Genomic DNA, 26,085 nt, shown 5'->3' on the forward strand with positions numbered 1-26,085 from the left:
AATTAAAGGAGTACACCGAAGTTATGCAGGAACAAACGAAATTTCACTCAGGATTTGTGGCAATCGTTGGGCGGCCTAATGTTGGTAAATCAACGTTTTTGAATCGAGTAGTTGGTCAAAAGGTTGCGATTATGAGTAATGTCGCGCAAACAACCCGCAATAAGATTCAGGGTATTTATACGACCTCACAAGAACAAATTGTCTTTATTGATACGCCAGGAATTTTTAAACCAACGAGTAAGTTGGATGAGTTCATGGTCAATTCAGCAATCTCGACTTTAAATGAAGTTGATGCTGTTTTGTTTATGGTGAATGCGGAGCAAACGCGCGGTGCCGGCGACAACTATATTATCGATCGGTTAAAGACGATCAAAAAGCCAATTTATCTGGTGATTAATAAGATTGATCAAATTCACCCGGACAAGTTGCTGAGCATTGTTGACCAATATAAAGATGCCTTAAAGTGGCAAGAAGTTTATCCAATCTCGGCTTTACAAGGTAACAATGTCGACGAGTTTTTACAGCAGTTGGCTCATGACTTGCCCGAGGGACCGCAATATTACCCCGAGGATCAAGTCACTGATCATCCTGAACGATTTGTGGTCGCTGAGCTCATCAGAGAAAAAGTTTTACAGTTAACTCGCGACGAGGTGCCTCATTCAGTGGCGGTTGAAGTAGAATCGATGAAACGAGAACGGCGCGGTGGCACCCGTAGTGATGGTCAACCAAATGAATTGGTGCATATCTCAGCAACAGTTATCGTTGATCGAACGTCACAAAAAGGCATCATTATTGGCAAGGGTGGTAAGATGCTAAAGGAAATCGGCACCCGTGCTCGCGCCGATATCGAACCATTGCTTGGTGATCGCGTTTTCTTAGAGCTATGGGTCAAGGTCGTACAACATTGGCGTGACAAACCTTCTGCCCTGCGAGAATATGGGTATAAATCACAGGATTATTAATGATTAGCTATCGAAACGGGCAGTGGTCGCCACGGCAACGTTTCGATTTTATTTTAGGTTAGTTTCCGGGAGGTGAAGACGATGACAACGTATCAGAATGTCGACTTTCACGGCATTGTCATGTATACCAAAGACTATCGAGAACGTGATCAACTGATTAAGATATTTACCGCGGAATATGGCAAAAAGATGTTTTTTGTTAAAGGCGCCAAACGCCGTGGCTTTCGTTTACACAGTGCGTTGTTACCGTTCACCCATGGTCGCTATGTGGGGAGCCTGAACGATGACGGTCTTAGTTTTATTAACGCGGCGAAGCAAACGGCGCAATATACAAGCGTCAATGATGATATCGAAAAGAATGCTTATGGAACGTATATTTTGAGCCTCATTGATGCAGCTTTTCGTGATGGTCAATTGATTGAAAATTGGTATTTGAAAACAGATCGAGCGTTGACCCTCATCAACCAGGGGCTCGATCCGCAAATTATTACCAATATTATTGAAATTCAACTTCTCTCTGCTTTTGGTGTGGCGCCGCAGTTACAACATTGTGCCATTTGCGGTCGGACGGATCTCCCCTTTGATTATTCAGAGAAATATGGTGGTTTAATCTGTGCGAATCATTTCGACCAAGATGCCCATCGGTTACATCTCGATCAACGCACCATTTTTTATTTGCGGCAATTCTCGCTAATTGATTTGGATAAAATTACGACGATTGCTGTTTCCGATCGAACTAAACGTGGGCTACGCATGGTGATTGATTTAATCTATGAAAATAGTGTTGGTTTACATCTACGAGCTAAACATTTCATTGACCAAATGGCTTCCTGGGAAGATCAATTGATGCATGATCAACAAGTGTTGCGCCAGCGTCGAGAACAAGCTACTTTATCAGACAACCACGACGATCAGACGTCATGAATCTGATTGTGCGGCTATGAGTTTAAATTGACAACAGACTAACGGATGCTTATGATGAAGGAGTTATTTAATTAAATCACGTTAACGGTGATCAAAAAGGGTTCTCGAGAGATGGTCCAGCGAGTCAGGGATAGTGGTAGCCTGATCCAAATTTCGAGTAATTGGCATTTTGGGAGTTAACTGAAATGAAGCTGCCCGAGTCATCGGGAAGTAGGGTGGAACCGCGTAATTTTTCACGTCCCTACATCGACAGGCCATTTGTCGATGGAGGGACGTTTTCTTTTCAACTCGATGATGTAACCGGGCCAGGTAACGCCATCAAATAAACTTTAAGGAGCTAGGTTATGGAGAATCATGTGGATCAGAAGCTGTCTGTCCAACAAATCATTTTGACTTTGCAACAATACTGGGCGGCACAAGGCTGTATGCTCATGCAGGCCTATGATACGGAGAAAGGGGCCGGAACCATGAGCCCCTATACCTTTTTACGGGCGATCGGGCCGGAACCGTGGAATGCGGCCTACGTTGAGCCAAGTCGTCGGCCGGCAGATGGTCGTTACGGAGAGAATCCGAATCGGTTATATCAGCACCATCAATTTCAGGTGTTAATGAAGCCGGCGCCAGACAATATTCAAGATTTATATTTGAATAGTTTACGGGAATTGGGCATTGACCCCTTAGAACACGATATTCGATTTGTTGAAGACAACTGGGAGAATCCATCGATGGGATGTGCTGGAGTTGGCTGGGAAGTTTGGCTGGACGGCATGGAAATTACTCAATTTACGTATTTTCAGATTGTCGGCGGCTTAGAAATGAATCCGGTCGCTGCTGAGATTACTTACGGCCTAGAACGATTATCGTCATATATCCAAGATGTCAATTCCGTGTTTGATTTGGAATGGAGTGACGGTGTTTTGTATGGCGATATTTTCAAAGAGCCAGAATTTGAGCACAGCAAATATTCGTTTGAGGAAAGCAATCAAACAATGTTATTGACCCTTTTTGATGATTTTGAAAAGGAAGCGCAAGCTAATTTAGCTAAGGGCTTGGTTCATCCAGCCTACGATTATATTTTAAAGTGTTCGCATACCTTTAATTTATTGGACGCTCGTGGTGCAGTCTCAGTTACGGAACGAGCTGGTTATCTGAGCCGGATTCGTAATATGGCTCGTAGCGTGGCTAAGACATTTGTCAACGAACGTGCCAAACGTGGTTTTCCACTAATTAAAGATGAAGCAAAACGCACCCAATTAGTTGAAGCTTGGGAAAAACGACAGGCTAAACAAGCTGCCCGCCAGCGGAAACAGGAGGCCAAATAAACATGATGACACATGACTTTTTATTAGAAATTGGGTTAGAAGAAATTCCAGCTCACGTGGTCACACCTAGTATTAATCAGTTAGTTGAACGGACCACCGCTTTTTTAACCGAGCAACGCATGACGTTTACCAAGATCACTCCGTTCTCCACACCACGCCGGTTGACCGTTTTGGTTAGCGGCTTGGCAGATCAACAACCAGATATTGATGAAGAAGTCAAAGGGCCGGCAAAAAAGATTGCCCAAGATGACGCTGGTCAATGGACAAAAGCGGCTCAAGGGTTCGTTCGTGGGCAAGGAGCGACCACCGATGACATTACGTTTAAATCGATTAAAGGTGAGGACTATGTCTTTGTGACTAAACATGAAAGTGGCGCGCCAGTCGCTGAAGTATTGACGGGAATGAAGGATGTGATCACCGCCATGACCTTTCCGACGATGATGAAATGGGGGCATAGCCACAAGTTCCAATATGTGCGCCCCATTCGCTGGCTGGTCGCGTTACTAGATGAGCAAGTGCTGCCTTTTGATTTGTTGAACTTGACGACTGGTCGCACGACGCAAGGTCATCGCTTCCTTGGTCACGAAATTGAATTAGGGCAGGCGACAGATTACGAGGATGCACTAGCGGACGTCTTCGTCATCGCTGATGCTGCCAAACGTAAACAACGGATTCGTGAACAGATCCAACAACTGGCAACGGCTCACGATTGGACTGTGGCGGTTGACGAGGATTTACTGGAAGAAGTTAATAATTTGGTCGAATGGCCGACAGCTTTTGCCGGTCAATTCGACGAAAAATACTTAACGATTCCGGATGAAGTCTTGATTACCTCGATGCGTGACCATCAACGTTTCTTTCATGTTCAAAATCAAACTGGGCAGCTATTGCCAAATTTTGTCTCCGTCCGAAATGGCAATACTAACTATTTGGACAACGTGATCGCGGGCAATGAAAAGGTGTTAACGGCGCGTTTGGAAGATGCCATGTTTTTCTACCAAGAAGATCAAAAGCATGATATTGACTTCTATGTTCAAAAATTAGCGGGGGTTAGTTTTCACGATAAAATCGGTTCAATGGCGGAACACATGAAGCGTGCTGGAATTATGGCTCAACTCATTGGCAAACGGGTGGGGTTAACGGACGCTGAGTTAGCGGACCTGCAACGGGCCAGTGACATTTATAAGTTTGATTTAGTCACTGGTATGGTGGGTGAATTTGCTGAACTTCAAGGCGTGATGGGCGAAAAGTATGCGCTCTTGTTCGGTGAACGACCAGCGGTGGCACAGGCAATTCGTGAGCATTATCAGCCCGTTTCGGCCGAGGGTGAATTACCTCAATCCAATATTGGCGCTGTTTTAGCGATTGCTGATAAATTCGATAGCATTATGACATTCTTTGCCGCGCAGATGATTCCAAACGGTTCGAATGATCCTTATGCGCTACGCCGACAAGCCTTTGGTATTGTGCGGATTCTGCATGATCGTGGTTGGCATGTGCCACTCGTTAAAATGAGTCGTGAATTCGAAGCTGCCTTGACTCAGCAGCATGCCCAACTGAGTCCTGACTTGATGGCTAATTTAGCAGATGGACGTAACAAGATCCAACAGTTTATGCAAGATCGGGTTCGTCAATGGTTTGGTAATCGAAACATTCGCCACGACATTGTCGAAGCAGCCACTAACGCAGATACTTCAGATGTTGAGACGATGATGGATGATGCTACTGTGCTCCTTAATCATCTTCAGGATGGAGACTTTAAGGATGTCGTCGAGGCGCTGAATCGGGTTACTCGGTTAGCGCAATCTGTCATCAAACAGACCGATTTTCCGGTTGATCCAAGCTTGTTTGAGAATGACGCGGAGCAGCATTTATACGATGCTGTTAATGAGATTTCCGACCATTTTGATCAGCAGAGCCGTGAAGAAAATTATCAGTCGCTGGCTCAGTTACGACCAGTAATTGACGCCTACTTTGAGGCGACCATGGTCATGGTTGATGACGCAGCTGTACGGCAGAACCGGCTAAATCAGTTGGCGCGTTTGACTAAGTTGACGTTGCAATTAGGTGATTTAAATCAATTGGTCGTGAAATAAGGTAGGCTAATTTAATCAGGTTAAGCTGACAAAGCAGATTCCTTCACGGTGTCTGCTTTGTTTGTAATCATGATCAATGTGCCGTAAACTCAGATTACCTACGCAAAGGAGGTCGTTGATGGTGTTAGCGATTAAGCGAATCTATGCTCCAATTAGCGACGATGATGGTGAACGAATTTTTGTGGATCGACTGTGGGCTAGAGGAATCAGTAAGGAAAAAGCCAAATTGACCTACTGGGTGAAGACAATCGCCCCGTCTACTGAAGTGCGTCAACGTTTTGGTCACGATCCAGCGGGATTTTCGACATTCAAACGGGCTTATGACACTGAATTAGATAAAAATCCACAAATGCCAGCCTTTATCGCACAGATCAAGGCTGGCTTGGCGCACGGGAATGTAACGCTAGTTTATGGGGCGAAAGATGAGCAACACAACAACGCCGTCGTCTTACTAGCATATCTACAGGATCACTTGACAAAATAATTTAATATCTTGGACTTAACGGACACCAATCAAAATACTGTACATTGCAGAAACAGCGTGTATAATATTCATTGTGTGTAAGTAGGTCTATTTTCAGTCGCATTTTTTGCTTCGCGTAACGAGGATGTTCACGATGTCGGAAAGTGCGTCTTTTTACGCTTAGTAAGCGTGAATGGAGGTGACGAGATGGCAACAAGAATTCCAGAAGAAATCATCGAAAATGTCCGCACCTCAGTCAATATTGCCGATATTATTGGTCAAACCGTCCAATTAAAAAAATCAGGGAAAAATTTATTTGGGTTATGCCCGTTTCATGAAGAGCGAACGCCATCTTTTTCCGTGAATGAAGAAAAACAAATTTTTCACTGTTTTAGCTGTGGCCGCGGCGGCAATGTTTTTAAATTTCTGATGGAACTCAATAATGTCAGCTTTCCCGAGGCCGTAGTACAGGTGGCCGACGAAGCTAACATCACGATTGCTGATGAATTTCGGCATTCTGATGCGGACCAGTCCAATTCAGAAGTTGGCCAGTTAATTGGACTTTACGAGGATGCCGCCAAACTGTATCATCACGTGTTGATGAACACTCAAGTTGGTGAAGCTGCCCTGAGTTATCTGCATCAGCGCGGCTTAACAGATGAAATTCTCAATACGTTTAATATTGGTTTTGCACCAGCTGAAGGTTTACTAAAACCATTATTTGAAGAACGCCATGTAGATTATCAACTGTTGCGTACGTCGGGGCTGTTTATCGAGAATCAAGATGGCCAATTACGTGATCGTTTCAGCGGGCGCGTCATGTTTGCAATCCGTAATGCCAGTGGTAAGGTGATTGCTTTTTCAGGGCGTTTGCTCACGAAAGATCCGGATGCCCCCAAATATCTCAATAGTCCAGAAACAAAGATCTTTCATAAGAGTGAAACGCTGTTTAACTTTGACTTGGCTAAGCGAGAAATTCGTAAGGCTGAAGCGGTTATTTTATTTGAGGGTTTTATGGATGTGATTGCTGCCTATTCGGCTGGGATCAAGAATGGGATCGCATCAATGGGGACCAGCTTAACGACAGAACAGATTGGCATCTTGCAGCGGGTGGCCCAGACATTATATGTCTCTTATGACGGCGATGATGCAGGTCAAAATGCCACGCACCGGGCGTTGTCATTGATTGGCTCGCACAGTAATATGCAGTTGGGCGTCATTCAGATGCCTGAAGGGTTGGATCCAGATGAATATCTCCGCAAATACGACGCAACTCAGTTTCGCGCTGTCTACGAGGGCGCTAAGGAAACACCGGTAGGGTTTGCACTAAGATTTCTCGCACGCAATCGTAATTTAGATAATCAGAGTGATCAATTAAGTTACATTAATGAAGTACTTAAGATTGTGGCTGGGGTGAGTGCCCCAGTTGAGCGAGACTTGTATCTAAATCAACTTGCTAGTCGTTTCAATTTGGACAAGGCGTCTCTACAACAACAACTCGCAGATATTAGCCAAAGTCAGGCGCCAATTCCGGTCGCTGGACAAGCATCATCGACTACCGCCCCACAAAAGGTCGTTAGCTATCAAGCGCCTAAATTAGATCAAGTTGAGCGGGCCGAACAACTGTTGTTACAGCGTTTGCTGACTGATCAAAGTGTTTGGTTACATGTCACTGCCGATGCTGATTTTCACTTTGTTCACGATGCTTACCAGACATTATTTTTGTTGGCTCAGGGTTATAAGCAAACCCATCCCGACCTGCAAATTGCTGGTTTTCTCGATTATGTTAATGATGCAGATCTTGAGCAAACACTAATCAATGTGACCGAACAGCCCGTGTTTGATCGCGACGACTTAGCGGATGTAGATGATTGCATTCAGATCATCATGAACCAGGCGCCGATTGATGAGGCCATCCGTCAAAAAAATATTGCCATGGCTGAGGCCAAACGTTTAAATAACCGTGATTTACAGAATCAGCTAACACTAGAACTGATTCAGTTGTATAAACAAAAACAAGCTTTGAAACAAGCTTGATTTTTTAAAAATTCGGTGTAGACTAATTGTTTTGCTGGATAGCGAATATAAGGGGGACCTTGCATGTCTGAAAAGCAAGAAACAACCAAAGCATTTGATGAAAAAGGTTATACTAAAGCAGTTAACGCCTTAATTAAGGATCACAAAAAGGCTAAAGAAGTTCAGTATGATGACTTACAGACGAAGCTGGTGACACCATTCAAGTTGGATGCCGACCAGATTGATGATTTAATGCAAAAGGTTGAGGATGCTGGGATCAGTGTTGTTGACGAGAACGGCGACCCATCCGAACATGCTTTGAAAAATAAAAAAAGTGATGTTTCTGAAAAAGAGCTGAAGGCCAGTGATGCCGCACCGTCTGGTGTGAAAATCAACGACCCGGTCCGCATGTATTTGAAAGAAATTGGTCGCGTGCCGTTGTTATCAGCGGATGAAGAAGTTGCCTTAGCCTTACGGATCGAGCAAGGCGATGAAGAGGCCAAGCAGGAACTAGCTGAAGCTAACTTACGGTTAGTTGTGTCGATTGCCAAGCGGTATGTCGGTCGCGGCATGCAGTTCTTGGATCTAATTCAAGAAGGTAACATGGGATTGATGAAAGCTGTTGAGAAGTTTGATTACCGAAAGGGATTCAAATTCTCGACTTACGCAACATGGTGGATTCGTCAGGCGATTACCCGAGCCATTGCGGATCAGGCTCGTACGATTCGGATTCCGGTCCACATGGTCGAGACGATCAACAAATTGATTCGGATTCAGCGACAATTATTGCAAGATTTAGGTCGGGAGCCCATTCCGGAAGAAATCGGTGCCGAAATGGATATGCCGACGGATAAGGTTCGTGAAATCTTGAAAATAGCTCAAGAGCCGGTTTCATTAGAAACGCCAATTGGTGAAGAAGATGATTCTCACTTGGGTGACTTTATCGAAGACCAAGATGCGACGTCACCAGCTGACCATGCTGCTTATGAGTTACTCAAAGAGCAACTGGAAAGTGTGCTTGACACGCTAACTGACCGAGAAGAAAATGTTTTACGATTACGATTTGGGTTAGATGATGGTCGCACGCGAACTTTAGAAGAAGTTGGTAAAGTCTTTGGCGTCACTCGTGAACGAATTCGACAGATTGAAGCGAAAGCGTTGCGTAAATTACGTCATCCAAGTCGGTCCAAACAACTGAAAGATTTTCTAGAATAAGCAAAATTAATATCGCCAAATTATACCCACCGCCTTGTTGGCCGGTGGGTATTTTTGGATTAGTTTAAAAACTTATTTGGCAACGGTGGATTCTTATCCGTTTGCTGGTTAACCTTGGTATACTAAGTAGGCAAAGCTACATTTGAGAGGAGTTACCTTATGGATGCGAACCATCTATCAAAACGATTAGCCGCCGTCGCTAATCAAGTGTCAGATCAAGCAAAACTGGCAGATATTGGATCCGATCACGCTTACCTACCAGTGTTTTTGACCAAACAACACCGAATTCAGCGGGCCATTGCCGGCGAGGTGGTCGCCGGTCCTTTTGAAAACGCTCGTTCAGAAATTGCCAGTCAAGGGCTAACCGAACAAATTGAGGCACGCTTGGGTGATGGACTGGCCGTTATTAACCCGCAAGATCAATTAGATACCATCGTGATTGCTGGCATGGGCGGTACATTGATTAGTGATATTTTGACACGCGGTTGGCAACGGCTATCTGGCAGAGAAAAATTAGTCCTGCAGCCTAATGTTGGGGAAGCTCATTTACGCCAATGGTTGGTTCAACATCAATATCAAATTACTAGCGAGGAAATTCTCAAAGATGAGGGCCATATTTATGAGATTATCGTCGCTGTTAAGGTAACTGCCCCGGTTCATTTGACTGCCCAACAAATCCAATTTGGCCCCCACTTATTGGCGCAACCAAACACGGCATTTATTGAAAAGTGGCAACATGAATTGATACGACGACAACGCGTGTTAGCTTCATTAAAGCAAGCTCAGCATGTGCCAGTTGAGAAGGTGACGTCGCTGACAGAGATGATTGCTTCGATTAAGGAGGTTTTGGACCATGCGCGCACAAACATTAATTGATCAATTTGAACAATTTGCACCATTAAGTTATCGCGAAGCTGGCGATCCAACTGGTTTTCAAATCGGTGATCGCCAGGCAGACATTCACCGGGTGATGACGACCTTAGATGTCCGTCCGGAGGTCGTTGATGAGGCGATTGAACGACAGGTCGACTTCATTTTTGCACATCATCCGGTTATGTTTCGGCCAGCTAAAAATTTAGATTTTGCCGCTGATCCTCAGCTTGCGATGTACGGCAAACTTATCGAGCACCACATCACAGTCTATGCAGCCCATACAAATCTCGACAATGCGCCAGGTGGCATGAATGACTGGCTCGCTGAGCAACTCGGCCTCCAGCAGGTGACCAGCTGGTTGCCAAACCCGACTTATCCAGAGGTTTCCATGGGTCGTGTCGGTCAATTAGCTAAGCCACAGACTGTGGTCGATTTTGCTCGATCCTGCAAGGCGTATTTTAATTTAGCAGGATTACGCTTAATTTCACATGAACCAGACCGCTTGGTGAAGAAAGTCGCTGTTTTAGGAGGCGATGGGGGTAAATTCTTTCGCGAAGCGCAGGCCACTGGCGCCGATGTCTACGTGACAGGAGATGTTTATTATCATACGGGGCATGACATGTTAGCGGCTGGCCTGTCGGTTGTTGACCCTGGGCACCATATTGAAGCGATTTGTATTCCCAAGCTAGCGACGTTGTTGCAACAATGGTCGCTGCAAAAACAATGGGGCATTGAAGTCATTGAATCTCAACCGAATACCGATCCATTTACTTTTGTGTAAGCGGATTAAATCGAGTACACTAGGGTTATCAAAGACGAGGAGTGTGACAACTGTGGCAAAATATGAATCATTACTTTCCCGATTTATCGGATATGCGAAGGTCAATACACGTTCAGATCCCGATTCAACCACGATTCCATCAGCACAGCGTGAAGTTGATTTTTTGAAATCGATTGCTGAGGAGTTAAACGAAATCGGGTTGAGTGACATTCAGACTGATCCCAACAGTGGGTACGTCACTGCGGTCCTACCCGCTAATGACGATGGTCAGACGACGCCAATTGGTTTTCTTGCACACATTGATACGGCGGACTTTAATGCTGAAAATATTGCACCCCAAATTGTGGAAAACTATGATGGACAGTCCGATATTAATTTGAGTAAAGACGGTAAGTGGGTGTTAAAAACAGCTGAATTTCCTGCTTTGCACAAATACGCCGGACAAACGTTAATTACTACCGATGGGACGACATTATTAGGTGCGGATGACAAGGCTGGGGTGGCTGAAATTATCACCGCGATGGCTTACTTAGTTAATCATCCAGAAGTTAAGCATGGTGATCTTCATGTGGGCTTTGGCCCAGATGAAGAGATCGGTACTGGTGCAGATCACTTTGATGCTAAAGGTTTTGGCGCTAAATTTGCTTATACCGTCGATGGCGGTCCACTTGGTGAATTAGAATACGAAACATTTAATGCAGCCCAAGCAACTATTGAAATTGATGGGAAAGAAGTTCACACGGCCACAGCCAAGGGCGTGATGATTAACGCCTTACAGGTGGGCATCGACTTCCATAACCTCTTGCCAGAAGGGGATCGTCCCGAATTGACAGAAGGTCGGCAAGGTTTCTTCCACCTGTACAAAATGAATGGCACGGTGGATCACGCAACCCTCACCTATATTATTCGCGATCACGATCGGAAAGTGTTTGAACAACGCAAACAACAGATGCTAGACATCGCTGAAAAGCTAAACGCTGATTATGAAACCGACCGTGTTCATGTGACATTGACAGATCAGTATTACAACATGCGCGAAGTCCTTGAAAAGGATATGACCGCCGTTGATTTGGCAAAACAAGCAATGGAAGACCTTAACATCGAACCCGTGATTTACCCAGTGCGGGGTGGGACGGACGGCTCAAAGATCTCCTTTATGGGCTTGCCAACCCCGAACCTTTTTGCCGGTGGGGAAAACATGCACAGCCGCTTTGAATTTGTTTCTTTGACAACGATGGAACAAGCGGTTGACGTTATTTTGAAGATTAGTGAACTGAATACAGAAGCGTAAAAGGCGCCTTTAAAAAAAGGCCTCAAGGCTTCTGTAGCCAGACAAAAAAAGAAGCGAGTGTACTTAGCCTGATCGGCTGCGTACGGTCGCTTCTTTTGCAATATTTTTTGATTTTTTTCCAAACAAAAAGTGCGTCCGCCAAGAAGCGAATGCACTATTTGTTTGCTTCATTAGTCACAGGAGCTGGCTTATCAGCCATCACATAAGTAAAAGTAGCAACGACGACACAAACAATCGCGGCTACGATGCCGATTTCCAACGGTTTATAAGTCATCAATTCAAGTTGACCACCGATGTAGCCAATCACTTCACCCCAGATGAAGCCCCAAAAAATTACGATTAAATAACGCATTTTTTGACCACCTTTCGTTTCATTTAGTAGTTTAACACTCTCGCTACTGATTTCAATTGGATTTATCTGTCTAAAAGGGACTTCTTCAGCAGTGGGCGGTCGCTTTTGTTATAATGATCGTACGAACAAACGTTTGAAAGGAGTTGTCATGGTGCAACCAGAAACAAGGTCAACTCATGATCAGGCCGTCCAGGTCGTACCGCTGTCGGTGTTAAGCAGCTATAGTTTGCTGCACAGCCCAATCCGAATTGATGCGTTGGTGAACGCGGCTAAGCAACGCGGCTATGAGGCGTTGGCCTTGACCGACATTAATGTTTTATACGGGGTGGTGGATTTTTTTAACGCTGCTAAAAAGGCTGGCATTAAGCCATTGATTGGCTTGACGATCGAATTGAATTCTGAACAGCATCCCGACCAAGTCTTTCCACTAACTTTGGTGGCGAAAAATCAGGCCGGTTATCAAAATTTAATCCAAATTTCTTCAAAGAAAATGACATTGACTGCAGATGCAACTTTGACGGTCACGCAAATTTCGCCGTGGTTGAGCAATGTTTACATCTTGAATGGTTTAGAAAGCGAAGTTGGCCGTCTCATCAATTCAGGGCAAGATGGTCAGGCCCAACACCTACTTCAGCAGCTGCAGCAGGTGGCCGATGAACAGGCCGTCTTCGTTGGGGTTAGTGACCAGCAATCGGGCACCGCCATTGAGAATTTGCAAGAATTTTCGCAGCAAAATCAGGTGCCACTCGTGGCCATGAATCCTATCCGATATTTAAATCCGGATGATCAATTTAAGACAAATGTATTGGCTGCGGTTGAAGCAGGCGAGCAGATAACGAATCTTGGTGTTGCAAGTCAACAGACCGGTCCATGGTACTTACGTGAAGCGGGTCCATTAACTGCCCATTACCAACAATTAAATTTAAATGATGCTATTTTAGCAACTGCGCATATTGCCACGACGGCCACGGTTGATTTTACGTTCCAAGCACCACAGCTTCCTCACTTTCAGACACCAGCCGGACAGTCCGCTGAACACTATTTACGTGATTTATGTGAGCAAGGCCTAGCAAAGCGACTGGGTGACGGGCAGCCGTTGATTGATCGCTACCAAAAGCGTTTAACGCATGAATTAACCGTCATTCACCAGCTCGGTTTTGATGATTACTTTTTGATCGTGTGGGATGTCATGAATTTTGCCCATCAACATCAGATTACGACTGGTCCAGGACGTGGTTCAGCAGCTGGGTCGTTAGTCGCTTATGTTTTGGCCATTACTGAAGTAGACCCCTTAGCTTACGACTTACTCTTTGAACGATTCTTAAATGACCAACGGGCACAAATGCCAGATATTGACCTAGACATTCCTGATGACAAACGTGATCAGCTACTGCTGTATGTGCGAGATCGTTATGGTGCCGATAAGGTCGGACAAATCATTACCTTTGGCACATTAGGAGCTAAGCAGGTGATTCGTGATGTCGGGCGCGTTTTTGGATTATCGACGTATCAATTAACTGACTGGAGTCACGCAATTCCTGGTGGGTTAGGTGTCACCTTAAGTGATGCCCAAGAACAATCACAACCGCTAAAAAATTTAATTGCGGATAGTTCATTAAATCAGCTTTTGTTTGAGACTGCGATCGCCTTAGAGGGTCTACCACGGCATACCTCAACTCATGCTGCCGGGGTCGTGTTAAGTGATCAGCCGTTAACCGCGATTGTTCCCGTTCAAGCTGGGTCTGAAGGGTTATTAGTTGCCCAGTTTCCTAAAAATACGGTTGAAGCGTTGGGATTGTTGAAAATGGACTTCTTGGGTCTGCGTAATTTGACAATCTTGGCCAATAGTTTGGCAACGATTGCGCAAACGACGGGACAGGCATTAGTGGTGAATGATATTCCACTAACGGATCAAGATACATTAACACTTTTTCAACGAGGAGAGACGAATGGCGTCTTCCAGTTCGAATCCAGTGGCATTAAGAATGTTTTACGTCAGTTACATCCAGAGACCTTTGAATTAGTTGTTGCTGTCAATGCGCTGTATCGCCCCGGTCCAATGGAAAATATTGATCATTTCATTGCCCGTAAAAAAGGACAGGAGCCGGTCAGCTATCCTGCGCAGGCATTGGCTCCCATTCTAGGGCCAACATATGGCATTATTGTCTATCAAGAGCAGGTTATGCGCGTGGCGAGTGTCATGGGCGGCTTCTCCCTGGGCAAGGCCGACTTATTACGACGCGCGATGAGCAAAAAAGATCATGAAAAGATTGACGCCTTACGACATGATTTTATTGATGGCGCAGTTCAAAAGGGTTTTACTCAGGCGACGGCCGTACAGGTGTATGATTACATCGAAAACTTTGCTTCCTATGGATTTAATCGCTCCCACGCTGTAGCGTACAGTAAGATGGCGTTTGAGTTAGCTTATCTAAAAGTTCATTATCCGGGGGCCTTCTTTACGGCGCTATTGAACTCCGTGCTTGGTAATTCAACCAAAATAAAGTTGTATCTGTTGGAGGCCCGGCAACATGGTGTGAATGTGGCTGCCCCAGATGTCAATGTGAGTCAGCAAGATTTCTCGTTAATTAATGGACAAATTATTTTTGGATTGGGCGATGTCAAAGGACTCCGACGTGACTTTGTGACCAATGTTTTGGCGAGTCGCCAAGCATCAGGTCCCTTTACTGATCTAGATAATTTTGTAAATCGCATTGAGCCACAATTTCGCAAAGCAGAAGGTCTGACTGCCTTGATCTATGCTGGTGCTTTTGATCATTTCGGTCTGAATCGCGCCCAGTTGTTAGATCTTTTACCGCGGGTCTTATCGGGAGCCCAAGTTAATATTGACCTGTTTGAAAGTAATCTTGGTTTAAAACCAAAGGTTGCAGCGTTACCGGACCTGCCCTTAAAGGATAAGTTAGCTCATGAAGCCGACGTGCTAGGCGCCTACTTATCAGGTCATCCAGTTGAACAATACACCGGTTTGAGTCGTCAGTTACAAGCAACTCCGGTGGTAGATTTAACGGTCGGTCAATCAGCCACGGTCCTTTTGTATACCAGTAGAATTCGCGAAATTAGAACAAAAAAAGGTGATCGGATGGCTTTTGTCAGCGGGAATGATCCATCTGGCGAATTGTCCATCACCATTTTTCCACGGCTTTGGCAAGCAGTTAGCGCATGGTTACAACCTGAACAGGTCGTGGTGGTGCGGGGACGCATTGATACAGGTCGACAACTTGAAATTGTCGCTGATTCACTTCAACTTGCCAATCAAGCCACTCAGGTCACTCAAGCAAACCAGCCAACGACGCGCCAGACGGGAACTTGGTATTTACAAACGACCCCCACCAATGACGAGACTGCTCAGCAGTGGTTTCAAGCCCAACATCAACAGATGCATGGTGATAATCCGGTGATTGTTCACGATCAGGCTAGTGGCCGCACGGTTAGATTAGCGTCCACTTATAACCTAGGCTTTTCTAACGAGATCAAAGCAAGTTTGTCACAAATTTTCGGCAATGAAAATGTTGTGTTTCGCCAGAACCCGCTTTCAAAAGATTAAGCAGATTGAAAAGAATGAAAACAAAGTCACTGTTTTCATAAATGTTTGTGAAAACAAATGAAAAGGGCGACAGAGTGTTTTAAAAAGTGTTAAACTGTTTTTGTAATTGATTGAGACATGCTGTCTCAAAAACTCGCCACCATGTGGCACAAATCAAAGGGAGAGATTTTTCTTATGAAGAAAACTAAAATCGTTAGCACGCTTGGACCAGCTAGTACCGACGTTGACACGATTGTTAAGCTGATCGAAGCCGGAGCCAACGTTTTCCGGTTTAACTTTTCTCACGGAGATCATGAAGAACACTTGGGTCGGATGAATAATGTCCATGAAGCTGAAAAGATTACCGGTAAGACGGTCGGCATCATGTTAGATACCAAGGGTGCGGAAATCCGGACCACGGTTCAAAAGGACGGTAAGATTGCCTACAAGATTGGTGATAAAGTTCGAATTTCGATGGATGACAGTCTTGAAGGTGTTCACGACAAAATTGCTGTGACCTACCCAGGTCTCTACGATGATGTTCATGTCGGTGGCCATGTGTTATTTGATGATGGTTTGATTGACATGAAGATCGACGAAAAAGACGATGCCACGCATGAATTAGTGACCACTGTTCAAAATAATGGTGTCTTGGGCTCACGTAAAGGGGTTAACGCCCCTGGTGTTTCCATCAATCTGCCTGGGATCACCGAAAAGGATGCTTCTGACATTCGCTTCGGTCTAGACAATGAAATTGACTTCATCGCGGCTTCATTTGTGCGTAAGGCGCAAGATGTCTTAGACATCCGGGCTTTGCTTGAAGAAAAGAACATGCAACACGTTCAGATTTTCCCGAAGATCGAATCACAAGAAGGTATCGACAATTTTGACGATATCCTTGAAGTGTCAGATGGTTTAATGGTTGCTCGTGGGGACATGGGGGTTGAGATTCCACCTGAAAATGTTCCGTTGGTTCAAAAGGAATTGATCCGTCGTTGTAACGAATTAGGCAAACCAGTTATCACGGCCACACAAATGTTGGATTCGATGCAAGAAAACCCACGGCCAACTCGTGCGGAAGCTTCCGATGTGGCCAATGCCGTCTTTGATGGTACAGATGCCACCATGTTGTCTGGTGAATCTGCTAATGGGGATTACCCAGTTGAATCAGTTGCAACGATGAACCGGATTGACATCAAGGCTGAAAATGACTTGAGTGTTGACGGTCACATTAACCACAACTATGACACGTCTGATGTCACTGAAGCTGTGGCAGCTGCTGTTGCTCGCACTGCAAGTAACCTGCATGTTAAGACGATTGTTGCGGCAACTGCATCTGGTCATACGGCACGGATGATTAGTAAATATCGGCCAAATGCTGATATTTTAGCGGTGACCTTTGATGCTCGGACACAACGTGGTTTGATGATTAACTGGGGTGTTTACCCAGTGATCGACACCGCGCCAGCAAGCACCGATGATATGTTTGCGTTAGCTAAGAAACGGGTTGTTGAAGAAGGCCTGGCTGAAAAAGGCGATACCATCTTAGTGACTGCTGGTGTGCCGGTTGGTACTAAGGGTACAACCAACATCATGCGTGTTATGCGAATTGATTAATTATTGATGCAATGAAGCTGTCTTCCAGTTTTGGGAGACAGCTTTTTTGTTGTCGGAATATCGATCTCAGATAATTTTGGCTCAATTGTGGTTGACATCGCGTCACACCTCATCATCTGCTATAATAGGCTCAATCAATTTTTGCCAGGAGGCAGTCTGCATGCATGATTTACTCGGTCGCGTTATCGAAACTAAGGTAACGGACCAAAACGACGATTTTTACATCGTTCAGCGTGATGGGTTTTCTTTTTTGTTCGCAAAACAAGAGGCTGATCATCAACTGGGAATTGGTGCTCAAATTATTGGTTTTGCATACGAAAACGAAAGTCACCAATATCAAATCACGACGAATATTCCTAAAGTTCAAGTGGGCCATTATGCTTTTGGGACAGTCGTGCGAGCTGCACATGGCTTGGGCGTTTTCGTGGATATTGGACTGTCTAACAAAGACATCGTTGTTTCTGTTGATGAATTACCGACGATTGCTGCACTGACACCCCAAAAAGGGGACCGTTTGATGATCAGCTTAGTCATTGACGATAAAAACCGACTGTGGGGACATCTGGCGGATAGTGAAATCTTCACAGCTATTAGTCGGCGTGCGACACAAAAGTTGGTTAATCAGGATATTGCGGCAACCGTCTACCGATTAAAATTAGCGGGGACGCTTGTGCTGACGGACGATTATTATTTGGGCTTTATTCATCCCTCAGAACGTGATCATGAGCCTCGTCTTGGTGAACATGTCACTGGTCGGGTTATTGGTGTTCGTCCAGATGGTGCTGTGAACTTATCATTGAAGCCCCGTGCTTATCAGGCCATCGATGAAGATGCTGCTCAACTGTTAGCGGCCTTGAATCACGATCCAATGAAACAACTGCCATTTACTGATAAAAGTAGTCCAGCAGCAATCAAAGAATACTTTGGGATTAGTAAGGGGCAATTTAAACGAGCTGTCGGACACTTGTTACGACTGCGCTATATCGAGCAGAGTGAAACAGGATTGACGTTGACAAAGGCAGGCGAACAAGCGGGTCATGACAATTAAGGAACCTAAATCACTAACGGATCCAGCCCAAGAATACTTACGCTATATTCAGGTAGAGCGTGGTTTGGCACCGAATAGTGTGACGAGTTACGAACGAGAGCTACGGGCCTTTAATCATTTTTTAGTGACTCAAAAAATTTCGCAATTGTCGCAGGTGGATCGTTACGTCATTTTGACTTATCTCCAAGCTCAGGATCAAGCGCACAAAGCTCGCAATACGGTTATTCACACTGTCTCCGTTTTACGGAAATATTTTTTGTTTTTAACCCGGGACGGGTACGTGACCGATAATCCGATGTTAAAGGTTGATCCGCCAAAGTCTGCCCATCATTTGCCGCAGGTCTTAACGACTGCTGAAGTGGACGCCCTGTTACAAGTTCCGGATGTGACTAAGCCGTTAGGAATCCGAGACCGTGCGTTATTAGAGGTGATGTATGCGACTGGTTTACGTGTCAGCGAAGTGATTAATTTAACTGGTAATGATCTGCATTTAGACTTGGGATTCGTTAAAACGATCGGTAAAGGTCATAAAGAACGACTCATTCCGATTGGCGAAATTGCGAGCGAATGGTTAACGCAGTATCTTGAAACGATTCGGCCGCAGTTAGTTCGAGAACAAGCGACCAGCGCGATCTTTGTGAATGCTCATGGTCGGCAGTTAACTCGTCAAGGCGTTTGGAAGAATCTAAAAGCAATGGTTAAAGCGGCGGGCATTGATAAGGACGTCACCCCGCACACGTTGCGACATTCATTTGCGACCCACATTTTGGAAAACGGGGCGGATCTGCGTGTTGTGCAAGAGTTATTAGGTCATTCGGATATCTCGACGACGCAGATTTATACCCATATCTCTAAGCAGCGACTGACCGAAGTTTATAAACGGGCTCATCCACGAGCCTAATTGGGATTGGAGGACAGCTACATGCTAGTTAAATATCGTGATGATTATCAAAAAACGACCATGGGGTTACTGTCTTACCTACCAGATTTTCATAAGATGGCCCACTTAAAAGCTGAAATGCAGTGGTACGCGGAAGGTACAGGGCGGGAAATGTATCTTTGGCGAAATGAGCAACAGCAGTTTACCGGCGTGGTCGGTTTTGAACAAGAAAATGATTTTATTTTGATTCGGCTGTTGGCGTTATCACCTCAAGAGCGAAATGACCAGACACGCAAAGCGATTTTAGATGCCGTGGCTGAGTTGTTTCCTGACCGTAAACTCATGGGTACGATCGCGACCACACCGATGTTAATGAGGTGGCAGAACCTTGATGCCCGCTAAATCCGGGACCAAAAGGCGTGCCGGTCAAACCGCCCATGATCGTGAAGCCCAAATTAACCAAGCCTTAGCTAATCAACCAACCATTAAAATTGATGATTTTGAAGGACCACTAGATCTACTCCTGCATTTAATTCGACGGGCTGAGATGGATATTTATGATATTCAAATTTCGGCCATTACCAGCCAATATTTAGGTTACTTGCACAGTATGAAGGTCTTGAAATTGGATGTTGCTGGTGAGTATTTAGTGATGGCAGCCACATTAATGACAATTAAGAGTCGTTTATTATTGCCCAAACCAGAGCCATTGGTCGAGCCAGCAGATGAACCGATGGATGACCCACGTGCTGAGCTGGTCGCGCAGTTATTAGAATATCGCCGTTACCAACGGGCCGCCGGTGAGTTGCGGCAAAAAGAGCAGGATCGCCAACAACACTTTACTCGACCTGCCAGTGCACTTCCGGAAGGATTAGCATTAGCCCCAGTGACTGCCGGCCTCTCAATAGCTGATTTACAGGCCGCCTTTGATCAAATGCTCCTGCGCCGTCAGCAGGTTAAACCGGTCTTTAAAACGGTCACCACGGAAACCTTTTCTATCCGCCATCAAATGGAGAAATTATTGTCACGACTGAAGCCTGGACAACCGCAAGAATTTACGACCTTATTTGATCAAACACCGGGAACCGATGAATTAGTTACCACCTTTTTAGCCATGTTAGAGTTGGTTAAAGCGGACTCGATTCATTGTGATCAGACGACAATCAATGGTCCCATTATGGTTTATGGACAAAAACAGACACTCCCATCGACACTAAGTTTTGAGGATGACGCAAATTAATGACCAATATCGAACAAGTTGAAGGATTACTATTTGTTGCAGGCGATGAGGGCATTTCATTAGCCGAATTGGCTCATGCAACTGGTTTTATGCGCCCAGCAATCAATCATTTACTGGATGAAATCAAACAACGCCATCAAGCCAACGCGGATGATCCCTTATGTTTGCTAGTCAATGATGGTGTTTTTCGGTTAGCGACCAAGGTTGAGTTAGCGCCGGTGATCAAACGTTATTTTGAGGCCCCTTTGGCGACCAGTTTATCGCAAGCCTCGTTAGAAGTTTTGGCAATTACAGCCTATCAACAGCCAGTTACACGAATCGATATTGATGAAATTCGTGGCGTGTCGAGTACTGCGACATTGCAAAAGCTGGTTTTAAGAAATTTAATTGAAGCTCACGGACGCAAAGATGAGCCAGGGCGACCAATTTTATATCAAACAACTAATTATTTCTTAGATTACTTTGGTTTGGCCACGATCGCGCAATTACCACCATTACCTCAAGTGGCAGAAGCCGATACAGATCAGCCCCTTAATTCAGACTTGTTCTTAACCGCGTTTAATCAGCAACTAACCGGGCAAGGAACTTCGGACCAAGGGTCGGCAGCCTCACCAAGCACCACCACTTCGGATCAGGCAGCAACGGATAATGCATTTTAAAAAAGGAGTCACAATGGAACGACTACAAAAAATTATGGCACAAGCTGGCGTCGCGTCACGGCGCAAGTCTGAAACGCTGATTGCCACCGGGCACGTTCAAGTCAACGGGCAGGTGGTGACAGAATTAGGGACTAAAGTTGGCCCCAATGACGCGATTCAAGTTGATGGCGTCGCCTTGATGCAAGAAGAATTTGTTTATTATTTGCTTTATAAACCTCGCGGGGTGGTTTCCACTGCTCATGACGATAAGGGCCGCCAGACGGTGGTTGACCTGTTAGAAGAGGTGACGGAGCGCGTGTATCCCGTTGGTCGACTCGATTACGATACATCCGGACTATTGTTATTAACAAATGATGGCCAATTGGCTAATCAACTGATGCATCCACGCTACAAGGTTGATAAAACTTATGTCGCTAAGGTGAAAGGAATTCCGACTAATGAAGCGTTGGAGCAGCTTCGCCATGGACTAGTGATTGCGGGCCATAAGACGGCCCCTGCCAAGGGTAAAATATTGAGTATCGAGCGGCGGAAAAACACGGCTGTGGTTCAGTTGACGATCCATGAAGGTCACAATCACCAAGTTAAAAATATGTTGGCAGCTATCGGGACACCGGTTGAAAAACTTAGCCGAGAAACATATGGTCCGTTGACCTTGACTGGGTTAACCTCCGGGGATTACCGGCCACTAAAGCCTCAAGAATTGTTAGCGCTGCGTGAGGTAGTCAGCCAGACGACAAAACCACATCAACGTCGCCGATAATGGACTAAATCGCTGTTGTTGCTGACTTAAGTTTGATTATTGTTGGAGGCCATTATGGCACCAGAATTATTGCTTGCCCTGTTATCGTCAACACAACCACGACGGTCGAAGGTGATTTACAATTGTTTACGCGGCCGAAAGACAGTCTCGATTTTATTTTGGAGTTTACGGTATGACGTATTGTCATGGCTAAACACATTGCCTAATTTGACGTGGACGAGTTTTGAAGCCACACTTCGTCAGCTGGTCGCTAATAATCAAGTTCAACGTGATGATGATGGTCAGTTATTGTTGTCGCCGACTGCTACGCGGATCAATGCGGATGTGATGTTGCCAAAAGCAACGCGACAATGGGCGAGGGTGCTTCATTTAAATCAGTTGCGTGAAACCGTCCTATTAGGCCTGCAAGCACTGGCGCAACAGTCGCATCACCAAATGAACTACTTTCCACTTAGCGTGGGGGGACCTGCACGTCAGGCAGTCCGTTCATGGTTTGAACGCGTGAATCAACAACATGATCAGAAACAAACAATTGCGGCATTGGCCGACTGGTTACAGCAACAGTCAGAATTGCAAGCCAACTTATTTGTTGCCCAACTCGTAGGGGGATCGGTGACGGGATTAACGACCAGTCAGCTTGCACAGCAATTTGAATTGCCAAGCTGGGAACTTGAACTACGACAATTGGCTAACTGGTTAGAATTTGCCGCGGCTTTTTCGTCTCCAAGCACGTCACTGGGACAGCTTGTGTCAGCTTGCTGGCAACCGCAGTTGTCGGCTTCTATCGAACAAACTTTGCAGGCTATTCAAGCAGATCGGTCTCGTCAGCAGATCAGTGAGCAGCGACGTTTAAAGTTGAGTACAGTCAATGAGCATTTATTAACGGCAGCCATTTTACTGCCAATTGATCAATTTCCCTATTCAAAATTTCTATCCGCCGATGTTCACCATCGACTAGTGGGTAATATGCCGCAAAACATCGATTTGTGGCAATTCGATCAACAAGCAGTGACCACAGATTTCTTTTTGTTTCGGTTGACGCAGATTTTGGAGAGTAAACATGACACAAGAACCGACACACGTGAAACCTGATGATCCGCGATTAAAGTTACAACAAACAAGTGTCAGTCGCGCCCGAGAACGATTAGCGGCTTTAAAAACGCATTTTGGTTATCAGCAGTTTCACGATGGTCAAGCAGAAGCGATTGATAGTTTGCAAGCTGGTCGCGATGTCTTGGCAGTCTTACCAACTGGTAGTGGGAAAACCTTAATTTATGAGTTGACGACTTATCTACTCAATCGTCCGTCGCTAATTGTTTCACCGTTATTGGCTTTAATGCAAGATCAAGTCGGACGACTTAATCGCCGCGGTGAACGGCGAGCAGTCGCTTTAAATTCAATGCTTAAGCCAGCGGATCAACAACAAGTTCTAAATCAGTTGGACCGGTATCGATTTATTTTTGTTTCGCCAGAAATGTTATTGAATGATCGCGTTTTAAATGCGCTAAAGCAATTACCTTTGGGGTTAATGGTCGTTGATGAAGCCCATTGTATTTCAACGTGGGGCCCTGATTTTCGTCCGGCCTACTTAAATTTAGGACTGGTTCGCCAACAGTTAGGGTATCCGGTCACATTGGCCTTAACGGCAACGGCTGATCAGCAAGTCCGGCAAGATATTGAACGGGTTTTAAAGTTTGATGAGACCGCTCAAATCATTGTACACTCCGTTGATCGGCCAAATATTTTTTTAGCTGTTGAACAGGTGGCATCGATTCAGCAAAAGGAGACCCGCCTGTTAGCCTTGCTACAAGAGGCCACCTTTCCAGGAATTATCTATTTTTCAAGCAAGGCCCAAGCTAGCGAGTGGGCCCAGTTATTAGTTGACCAAGGGTATACGGCCGCCGCTTATCATGCAGGCTTGGATGGGCAAACCCGTTTTGCGATTCAGCAGCAGTTTATGCAAAATCAATTACAGGTAGTGTGCGCAACCAGCGCATTTGGCATGGGTATTGATAAGGCAGACATCCGATTTGTCTTTCACTATCATTTACCGGTGAGTTTAAACGATTATGTGCAAGAAATTGGTCGGGCAGGGCGTGACGGCAAACCAAGCCTCGCGGTGGTGGTAATGGCTCCTGGCGATCAACAACGACCGGTCGATCTTGTGAATTTACAACTACCATCGGACGCCGAAATTGCTGAGGCTTACGCTACACCCCAGGTGAATTTAACTAGTGAGTCGCATGATCTGATCAGTTATTATCGAGCGCATCACTATACTATTGACCAAGTTGAACGTTTGTTTGCAGCTCGTCGCAGGTCACAACAGCATTCGCTGGCACAATTATTTAAGTACGTGCGCAGTACCACCTGTTTACGGGCACAACTATTGAGTACCTTTGGTGAGTCAGCCCCAGTGCATTCTGTGACCTGTTGTGCACCAGTGGGAACTCAACTTGAGGTTGATCGACTGCATTTACCGAGCAATTCGCTGCAATCGGCGGATGTTCGATCGGCTGTGCATCATTGGCGCGACCAGTTACACCAACTTTTTAGCGAAAACTTTACCAATTGAGTTTACGGACTATGCTAAGATGGATGTAATCGATGATTAAATTTAGGAGGGCTTAGGCATGAGCCAAAACAATGATCCCAAACAGCAAAAGCCATGGGACAAACAATTCGCCGCAGATCACGACGAATTATCTAGAACTGCAAACCGTAAACGGAGTAGTCATAATTCGTTGATCACGGGGATTTTAGTTCTGGTTATCATTGCGCTTGCCTCCGTGCCAGTGTGGTACTTCGTCTCAAACATGAATTCCTTTAATCATCCGCAAGGTGCAGCACCGGTTTCCGTGTCAGCTAGTAAAAAGAAGTCGGCTAGTTCGAAAACTAGTGTAAAAACCAAGGATCAAAAAAACAGTACCAAGACGGCGCAGGCTGCTGTGTCAGCGAGCAGCGTGACTGAGTCTGCGCCGGCCAGTTCAACGAGTAGCGAGTCGGCCAGTGCCGCTTCATCAAGCAGTTCTAGCAATGGTGACGAAAAATACGTGACCGTTGAAGCTGGTCAAGGGCTCTATCGAGTGGCCGCAAATAATGGCATTAGCTTACAACAATTGTTGACGCTAAATGGACTTAGTAGCGGCGCTCAAGTTGCTCCCGGTCAGCAATTGCGGGTCAAATAACTAAGCTAAGCACGTGAGTAAACGTCGGGAATGTTTTAATTTCTATCAATTCTCGGCGTTTTTATTGTGGTTTTTAGCTATAATAAAACAGTTCAAACTAAACTTAGTGATATGAACTAACTGAGGAGTGAAGAGATGGGTGTTTCAGAAAATTCTGGGGTGCAGGTGGCAATTGACGGGCCAGCGTCAGCAGGAAAGAGCACGGTTGCAAAGTTGGTCGCTAAACATTTTGACTATGTGTATTTAGACACCGGGGCCATGTACCGGGCCATTACATGGGCAGCGTTACAAGCTGGTCTTGATCTAAATGATGAGACAGCCGTTATGAGGACAGTCGCGAAAACGCCGATTCGATTTATGCCTGGTCAACCTGATCAACGCGTGTTCGCAGGGGAAACCGACGTCACCCGGGCAATCCGTGAAGAAGACGTGACCAACAATGTCTCAACGGTAGCCGCTCTGCCAGCCGTTAGAGCCGCTTTAACAGAGCAGATGCAACAGATTGCGGCGGCTGGTGGCATCGTGATGGATGGCCGCGATATTGGGACAACGGTTTTGCCAAATGCCCAGGTTAAAATATTTTTGGAAGCAAGTGTCGCTGAGCGCGCCCGTCGTCGATTTAAAGAAAACCAAGCAAAGGGCATCGCGGTTGCTTTAGCAACGCTAGAGCAAGAAATTGCTGCTCGAGATTACAAAGATTCTCATCGGACAAGTTCACCATTAACCCGAGCAAAAGATGCAAGTTTACTCGATACAACGAGCTTGACTGTGGATCAGGTCGTCGATAAAATCGTTGATTTGGTTGATAAATATTTAAATCGTCAAGGTTAGGCTTATTTACTGGTATTTCAATG

Annotated in this window: 23 protein-coding genes; 22 read left to right on the forward strand and 1 reads right to left on the reverse strand. The window is 45.4% G+C overall.

Annotation, left to right across the window (positions count from 1 at the left end):
* Window positions 1-23 precede the first annotated feature (23 nt).
* The 10 genes from era to pepT all read left to right on the forward strand — a co-directional run bounded on the left by era (window position 24) and on the right by pepT (window position 11,943).
* Entirely contained in the window at window positions 24-962 is a 939-nt protein-coding gene (era, locus tag AC27FN_RS01225; RefSeq protein WP_487166211.1) for a GTPase Era, read from the forward strand.
* An 81-nt stretch (window positions 963-1,043) separates the two neighbouring features.
* Window positions 1,044-1,886 (forward strand): DNA repair protein RecO, encoded by an 843-nt coding sequence (recO, locus tag AC27FN_RS01230; RefSeq protein WP_487166212.1) that lies wholly within the window; start codon window positions 1,044-1,046, stop codon window positions 1,884-1,886.
* Between the two features lie 356 nt (window positions 1,887-2,242).
* Entirely contained in the window at window positions 2,243-3,208 is a 966-nt protein-coding gene (gene glyQ, locus AC27FN_RS01235) for a glycine--tRNA ligase subunit alpha (RefSeq protein ID WP_487166580.1), read from the forward strand.
* A 5-nt stretch (window positions 3,209-3,213) separates the two neighbouring features.
* The gene (gene glyS / locus AC27FN_RS01240) at window positions 3,214-5,304 is read left to right on the forward strand and encodes a glycine--tRNA ligase subunit beta (RefSeq protein ID WP_487166581.1); all 2,091 of its coding nucleotides are present in this window, start codon (window positions 3,214-3,216) and stop codon (window positions 5,302-5,304) included.
* Between the two features lie 118 nt (window positions 5,305-5,422).
* Window positions 5,423-5,788 (forward strand): DUF488 domain-containing protein, encoded by a 366-nt coding sequence (locus AC27FN_RS01245; protein WP_487166213.1) that lies wholly within the window; start codon window positions 5,423-5,425, stop codon window positions 5,786-5,788.
* 186 nt (window positions 5,789-5,974) lie between these two features.
* A complete protein-coding gene (gene dnaG / locus AC27FN_RS01250) occupies window positions 5,975-7,804 on the forward strand; it encodes a DNA primase (protein WP_487166214.1) in 1,830 nt (609 codons plus the stop codon).
* Between the two features lie 63 nt (window positions 7,805-7,867).
* Entirely contained in the window at window positions 7,868-8,998 is a 1,131-nt protein-coding gene (gene rpoD / locus AC27FN_RS01255) for an RNA polymerase sigma factor RpoD (RefSeq protein WP_487166215.1), read from the forward strand.
* A gap of 159 nt (window positions 8,999-9,157) precedes the next feature.
* A complete protein-coding gene (locus AC27FN_RS01260) occupies window positions 9,158-9,874 on the forward strand; it encodes a tRNA (adenine(22)-N(1))-methyltransferase (RefSeq protein ID WP_487166216.1) in 717 nt (238 codons plus the stop codon).
* Complete coding sequence (locus AC27FN_RS01265; protein ID WP_487166217.1) at window positions 9,852-10,652, forward strand: Nif3-like dinuclear metal center hexameric protein; 801 nt, start codon at window positions 9,852-9,854, stop codon at window positions 10,650-10,652. The genes AC27FN_RS01260 and AC27FN_RS01265 overlap by 23 nt, the downstream gene beginning before the upstream one ends.
* A 52-nt stretch (window positions 10,653-10,704) precedes the next feature.
* A complete protein-coding gene (gene pepT, locus AC27FN_RS01270) occupies window positions 10,705-11,943 on the forward strand; it encodes a peptidase T (protein ID WP_487166218.1) in 1,239 nt (412 codons plus the stop codon).
* 154 nt (window positions 11,944-12,097) lie between these two features.
* Here pepT and AC27FN_RS01275 read toward each other — a convergent pair whose 3' ends face one another.
* A complete protein-coding gene (locus AC27FN_RS01275) occupies window positions 12,098-12,295 on the reverse strand; it encodes a YjzD family protein (protein WP_487166219.1) in 198 nt (65 codons plus the stop codon).
* Between the two features lie 151 nt (window positions 12,296-12,446).
* Here AC27FN_RS01275 and dnaE point away from each other — a divergent pair, with 151 nt between their 5' ends.
* The 12 genes from dnaE (at window position 12,447) to cmk (ending at window position 26,062) form a co-directional block, all read left to right on the forward strand.
* A complete protein-coding gene (dnaE, locus tag AC27FN_RS01280) occupies window positions 12,447-15,860 on the forward strand; it encodes a DNA polymerase III subunit alpha (protein ID WP_487166220.1) in 3,414 nt (1,137 codons plus the stop codon).
* A gap of 174 nt (window positions 15,861-16,034) precedes the next feature.
* Window positions 16,035-17,456, forward strand: coding sequence for a pyruvate kinase (gene pyk, locus AC27FN_RS01285; RefSeq protein WP_487166221.1), 1,422 nt, complete (start codon window positions 16,035-16,037; stop codon window positions 17,454-17,456).
* Window positions 17,457-17,616: 160 nt separating this feature from the next.
* Window positions 17,617-18,504 (forward strand): CvfB family protein, encoded by an 888-nt coding sequence (locus tag AC27FN_RS01290; RefSeq protein ID WP_487166222.1) that lies wholly within the window; start codon window positions 17,617-17,619, stop codon window positions 18,502-18,504.
* Window positions 18,494-19,405 carry a site-specific tyrosine recombinase XerD gene (gene xerD, locus AC27FN_RS01295; protein ID WP_487166223.1) on the forward strand — a complete coding sequence of 304 codons (912 nt, stop codon included), beginning with the start codon at window positions 18,494-18,496 and terminating at the stop codon, window positions 19,403-19,405. The genes AC27FN_RS01290 and xerD overlap by 11 nt, the downstream gene beginning before the upstream one ends.
* A 21-nt stretch (window positions 19,406-19,426) precedes the next feature.
* Window positions 19,427-19,786 carry an N-acetyltransferase gene (locus AC27FN_RS01300; protein WP_487166224.1) on the forward strand — a complete coding sequence of 120 codons (360 nt, stop codon included), beginning with the start codon at window positions 19,427-19,429 and terminating at the stop codon, window positions 19,784-19,786.
* Window positions 19,776-20,624, forward strand: coding sequence for a segregation and condensation protein A (locus AC27FN_RS01305; protein WP_487166225.1), 849 nt, complete (start codon window positions 19,776-19,778; stop codon window positions 20,622-20,624). Before AC27FN_RS01300 ends, AC27FN_RS01305 begins: the two co-directional genes overlap by 11 nt.
* Complete coding sequence (gene scpB / locus AC27FN_RS01310) at window positions 20,624-21,283, forward strand: SMC-Scp complex subunit ScpB (protein ID WP_487166226.1); 660 nt, start codon at window positions 20,624-20,626, stop codon at window positions 21,281-21,283. The genes AC27FN_RS01305 and scpB overlap by 1 nt, the downstream gene beginning before the upstream one ends.
* A 13-nt stretch (window positions 21,284-21,296) precedes the next feature.
* On the forward strand, window positions 21,297-22,043 hold the full coding sequence (locus tag AC27FN_RS01315) for a pseudouridine synthase (RefSeq protein ID WP_487166227.1): 747 nt from the start codon (window positions 21,297-21,299) through the stop codon (window positions 22,041-22,043).
* A gap of 54 nt (window positions 22,044-22,097) precedes the next feature.
* Window positions 22,098-23,135: a helix-turn-helix domain-containing protein gene (locus AC27FN_RS01320; RefSeq protein WP_487166228.1), complete on the forward strand. Its 1,038-nt coding sequence runs from the start codon at window positions 22,098-22,100 to the stop codon at window positions 23,133-23,135.
* Window positions 23,104-24,618, forward strand: coding sequence for a RecQ family ATP-dependent DNA helicase (locus AC27FN_RS01325; protein WP_487166229.1), 1,515 nt, complete (start codon window positions 23,104-23,106; stop codon window positions 24,616-24,618). The genes AC27FN_RS01320 and AC27FN_RS01325 overlap by 32 nt, the downstream gene beginning before the upstream one ends.
* A gap of 58 nt (window positions 24,619-24,676) precedes the next feature.
* The gene (locus tag AC27FN_RS01330) at window positions 24,677-25,231 is read left to right on the forward strand and encodes an SAG1386/EF1546 family surface-associated protein (protein ID WP_487166230.1); all 555 of its coding nucleotides are present in this window, start codon (window positions 24,677-24,679) and stop codon (window positions 25,229-25,231) included.
* Between the two features lie 135 nt (window positions 25,232-25,366).
* Window positions 25,367-26,062: a (d)CMP kinase gene (gene cmk / locus AC27FN_RS01335; protein WP_487166231.1), complete on the forward strand. Its 696-nt coding sequence runs from the start codon at window positions 25,367-25,369 to the stop codon at window positions 26,060-26,062.
* The last annotated feature ends 23 nt before the right edge of the window (window positions 26,063-26,085 follow it).

The sequence above is a fragment of the Furfurilactobacillus sp. W61-4 genome, assembly GCF_057545565.1.

Excerpts from the sequence above, each read along its gene's own strand:
- AC27FN_RS01290 (WP_487166222.1), top strand. The coding sequence starts at position 17,617 with ATGCATGATTTACTCGGTCGCGTTATCGAAACTAAGGTAACGGACCAA.
- AC27FN_RS01265 (WP_487166217.1), top strand. The coding sequence starts at position 9,852 with ATGCGCGCACAAACATTAATTGATCAATTTGAACAATTTGCACCATTA.
- AC27FN_RS01245 (WP_487166213.1), top strand. The coding sequence starts at position 5,423 with ATGGTGTTAGCGATTAAGCGAATCTATGCTCCAATTAGCGACGATGAT.
- AC27FN_RS01320 (WP_487166228.1), top strand. The coding sequence starts at position 22,098 with ATGGCACCAGAATTATTGCTTGCCCTGTTATCGTCAACACAACCACGA.
- cmk (WP_487166231.1), top strand. The coding sequence starts at position 25,367 with ATGGGTGTTTCAGAAAATTCTGGGGTGCAGGTGGCAATTGACGGGCCA.
- AC27FN_RS01260 (WP_487166216.1), top strand. The coding sequence starts at position 9,158 with ATGGATGCGAACCATCTATCAAAACGATTAGCCGCCGTCGCTAATCAA.
- scpB (WP_487166226.1), top strand. The coding sequence starts at position 20,624 with ATGACCAATATCGAACAAGTTGAAGGATTACTATTTGTTGCAGGCGAT.
- rpoD (WP_487166215.1), top strand. The coding sequence starts at position 7,868 with ATGTCTGAAAAGCAAGAAACAACCAAAGCATTTGATGAAAAAGGTTAT.
- era (WP_487166211.1), top strand. The coding sequence starts at position 24 with ATGCAGGAACAAACGAAATTTCACTCAGGATTTGTGGCAATCGTTGGG.
- AC27FN_RS01325 (WP_487166229.1), top strand. The coding sequence starts at position 23,104 with ATGACACAAGAACCGACACACGTGAAACCTGATGATCCGCGATTAAAG.
- AC27FN_RS01315 (WP_487166227.1), top strand. The coding sequence starts at position 21,297 with ATGGAACGACTACAAAAAATTATGGCACAAGCTGGCGTCGCGTCACGG.
- AC27FN_RS01305 (WP_487166225.1), top strand. The coding sequence starts at position 19,776 with ATGCCCGCTAAATCCGGGACCAAAAGGCGTGCCGGTCAAACCGCCCAT.
- AC27FN_RS01300 (WP_487166224.1), top strand. The coding sequence starts at position 19,427 with ATGCTAGTTAAATATCGTGATGATTATCAAAAAACGACCATGGGGTTA.
- recO (WP_487166212.1), top strand. The coding sequence starts at position 1,044 with ATGACAACGTATCAGAATGTCGACTTTCACGGCATTGTCATGTATACC.
- AC27FN_RS01330 (WP_487166230.1), top strand. The coding sequence starts at position 24,677 with ATGAGCCAAAACAATGATCCCAAACAGCAAAAGCCATGGGACAAACAA.
- AC27FN_RS01275 (WP_487166219.1), bottom strand. The coding sequence starts at position 12,295 with ATGCGTTATTTAATCGTAATTTTTTGGGGCTTCATCTGGGGTGAAGTG.
- pyk (WP_487166221.1), top strand. The coding sequence starts at position 16,035 with ATGAAGAAAACTAAAATCGTTAGCACGCTTGGACCAGCTAGTACCGAC.
- glyS (WP_487166581.1), top strand. The coding sequence starts at position 3,214 with ATGACACATGACTTTTTATTAGAAATTGGGTTAGAAGAAATTCCAGCT.
- dnaG (WP_487166214.1), top strand. The coding sequence starts at position 5,975 with ATGGCAACAAGAATTCCAGAAGAAATCATCGAAAATGTCCGCACCTCA.
- xerD (WP_487166223.1), top strand. The coding sequence starts at position 18,494 with ATGACAATTAAGGAACCTAAATCACTAACGGATCCAGCCCAAGAATAC.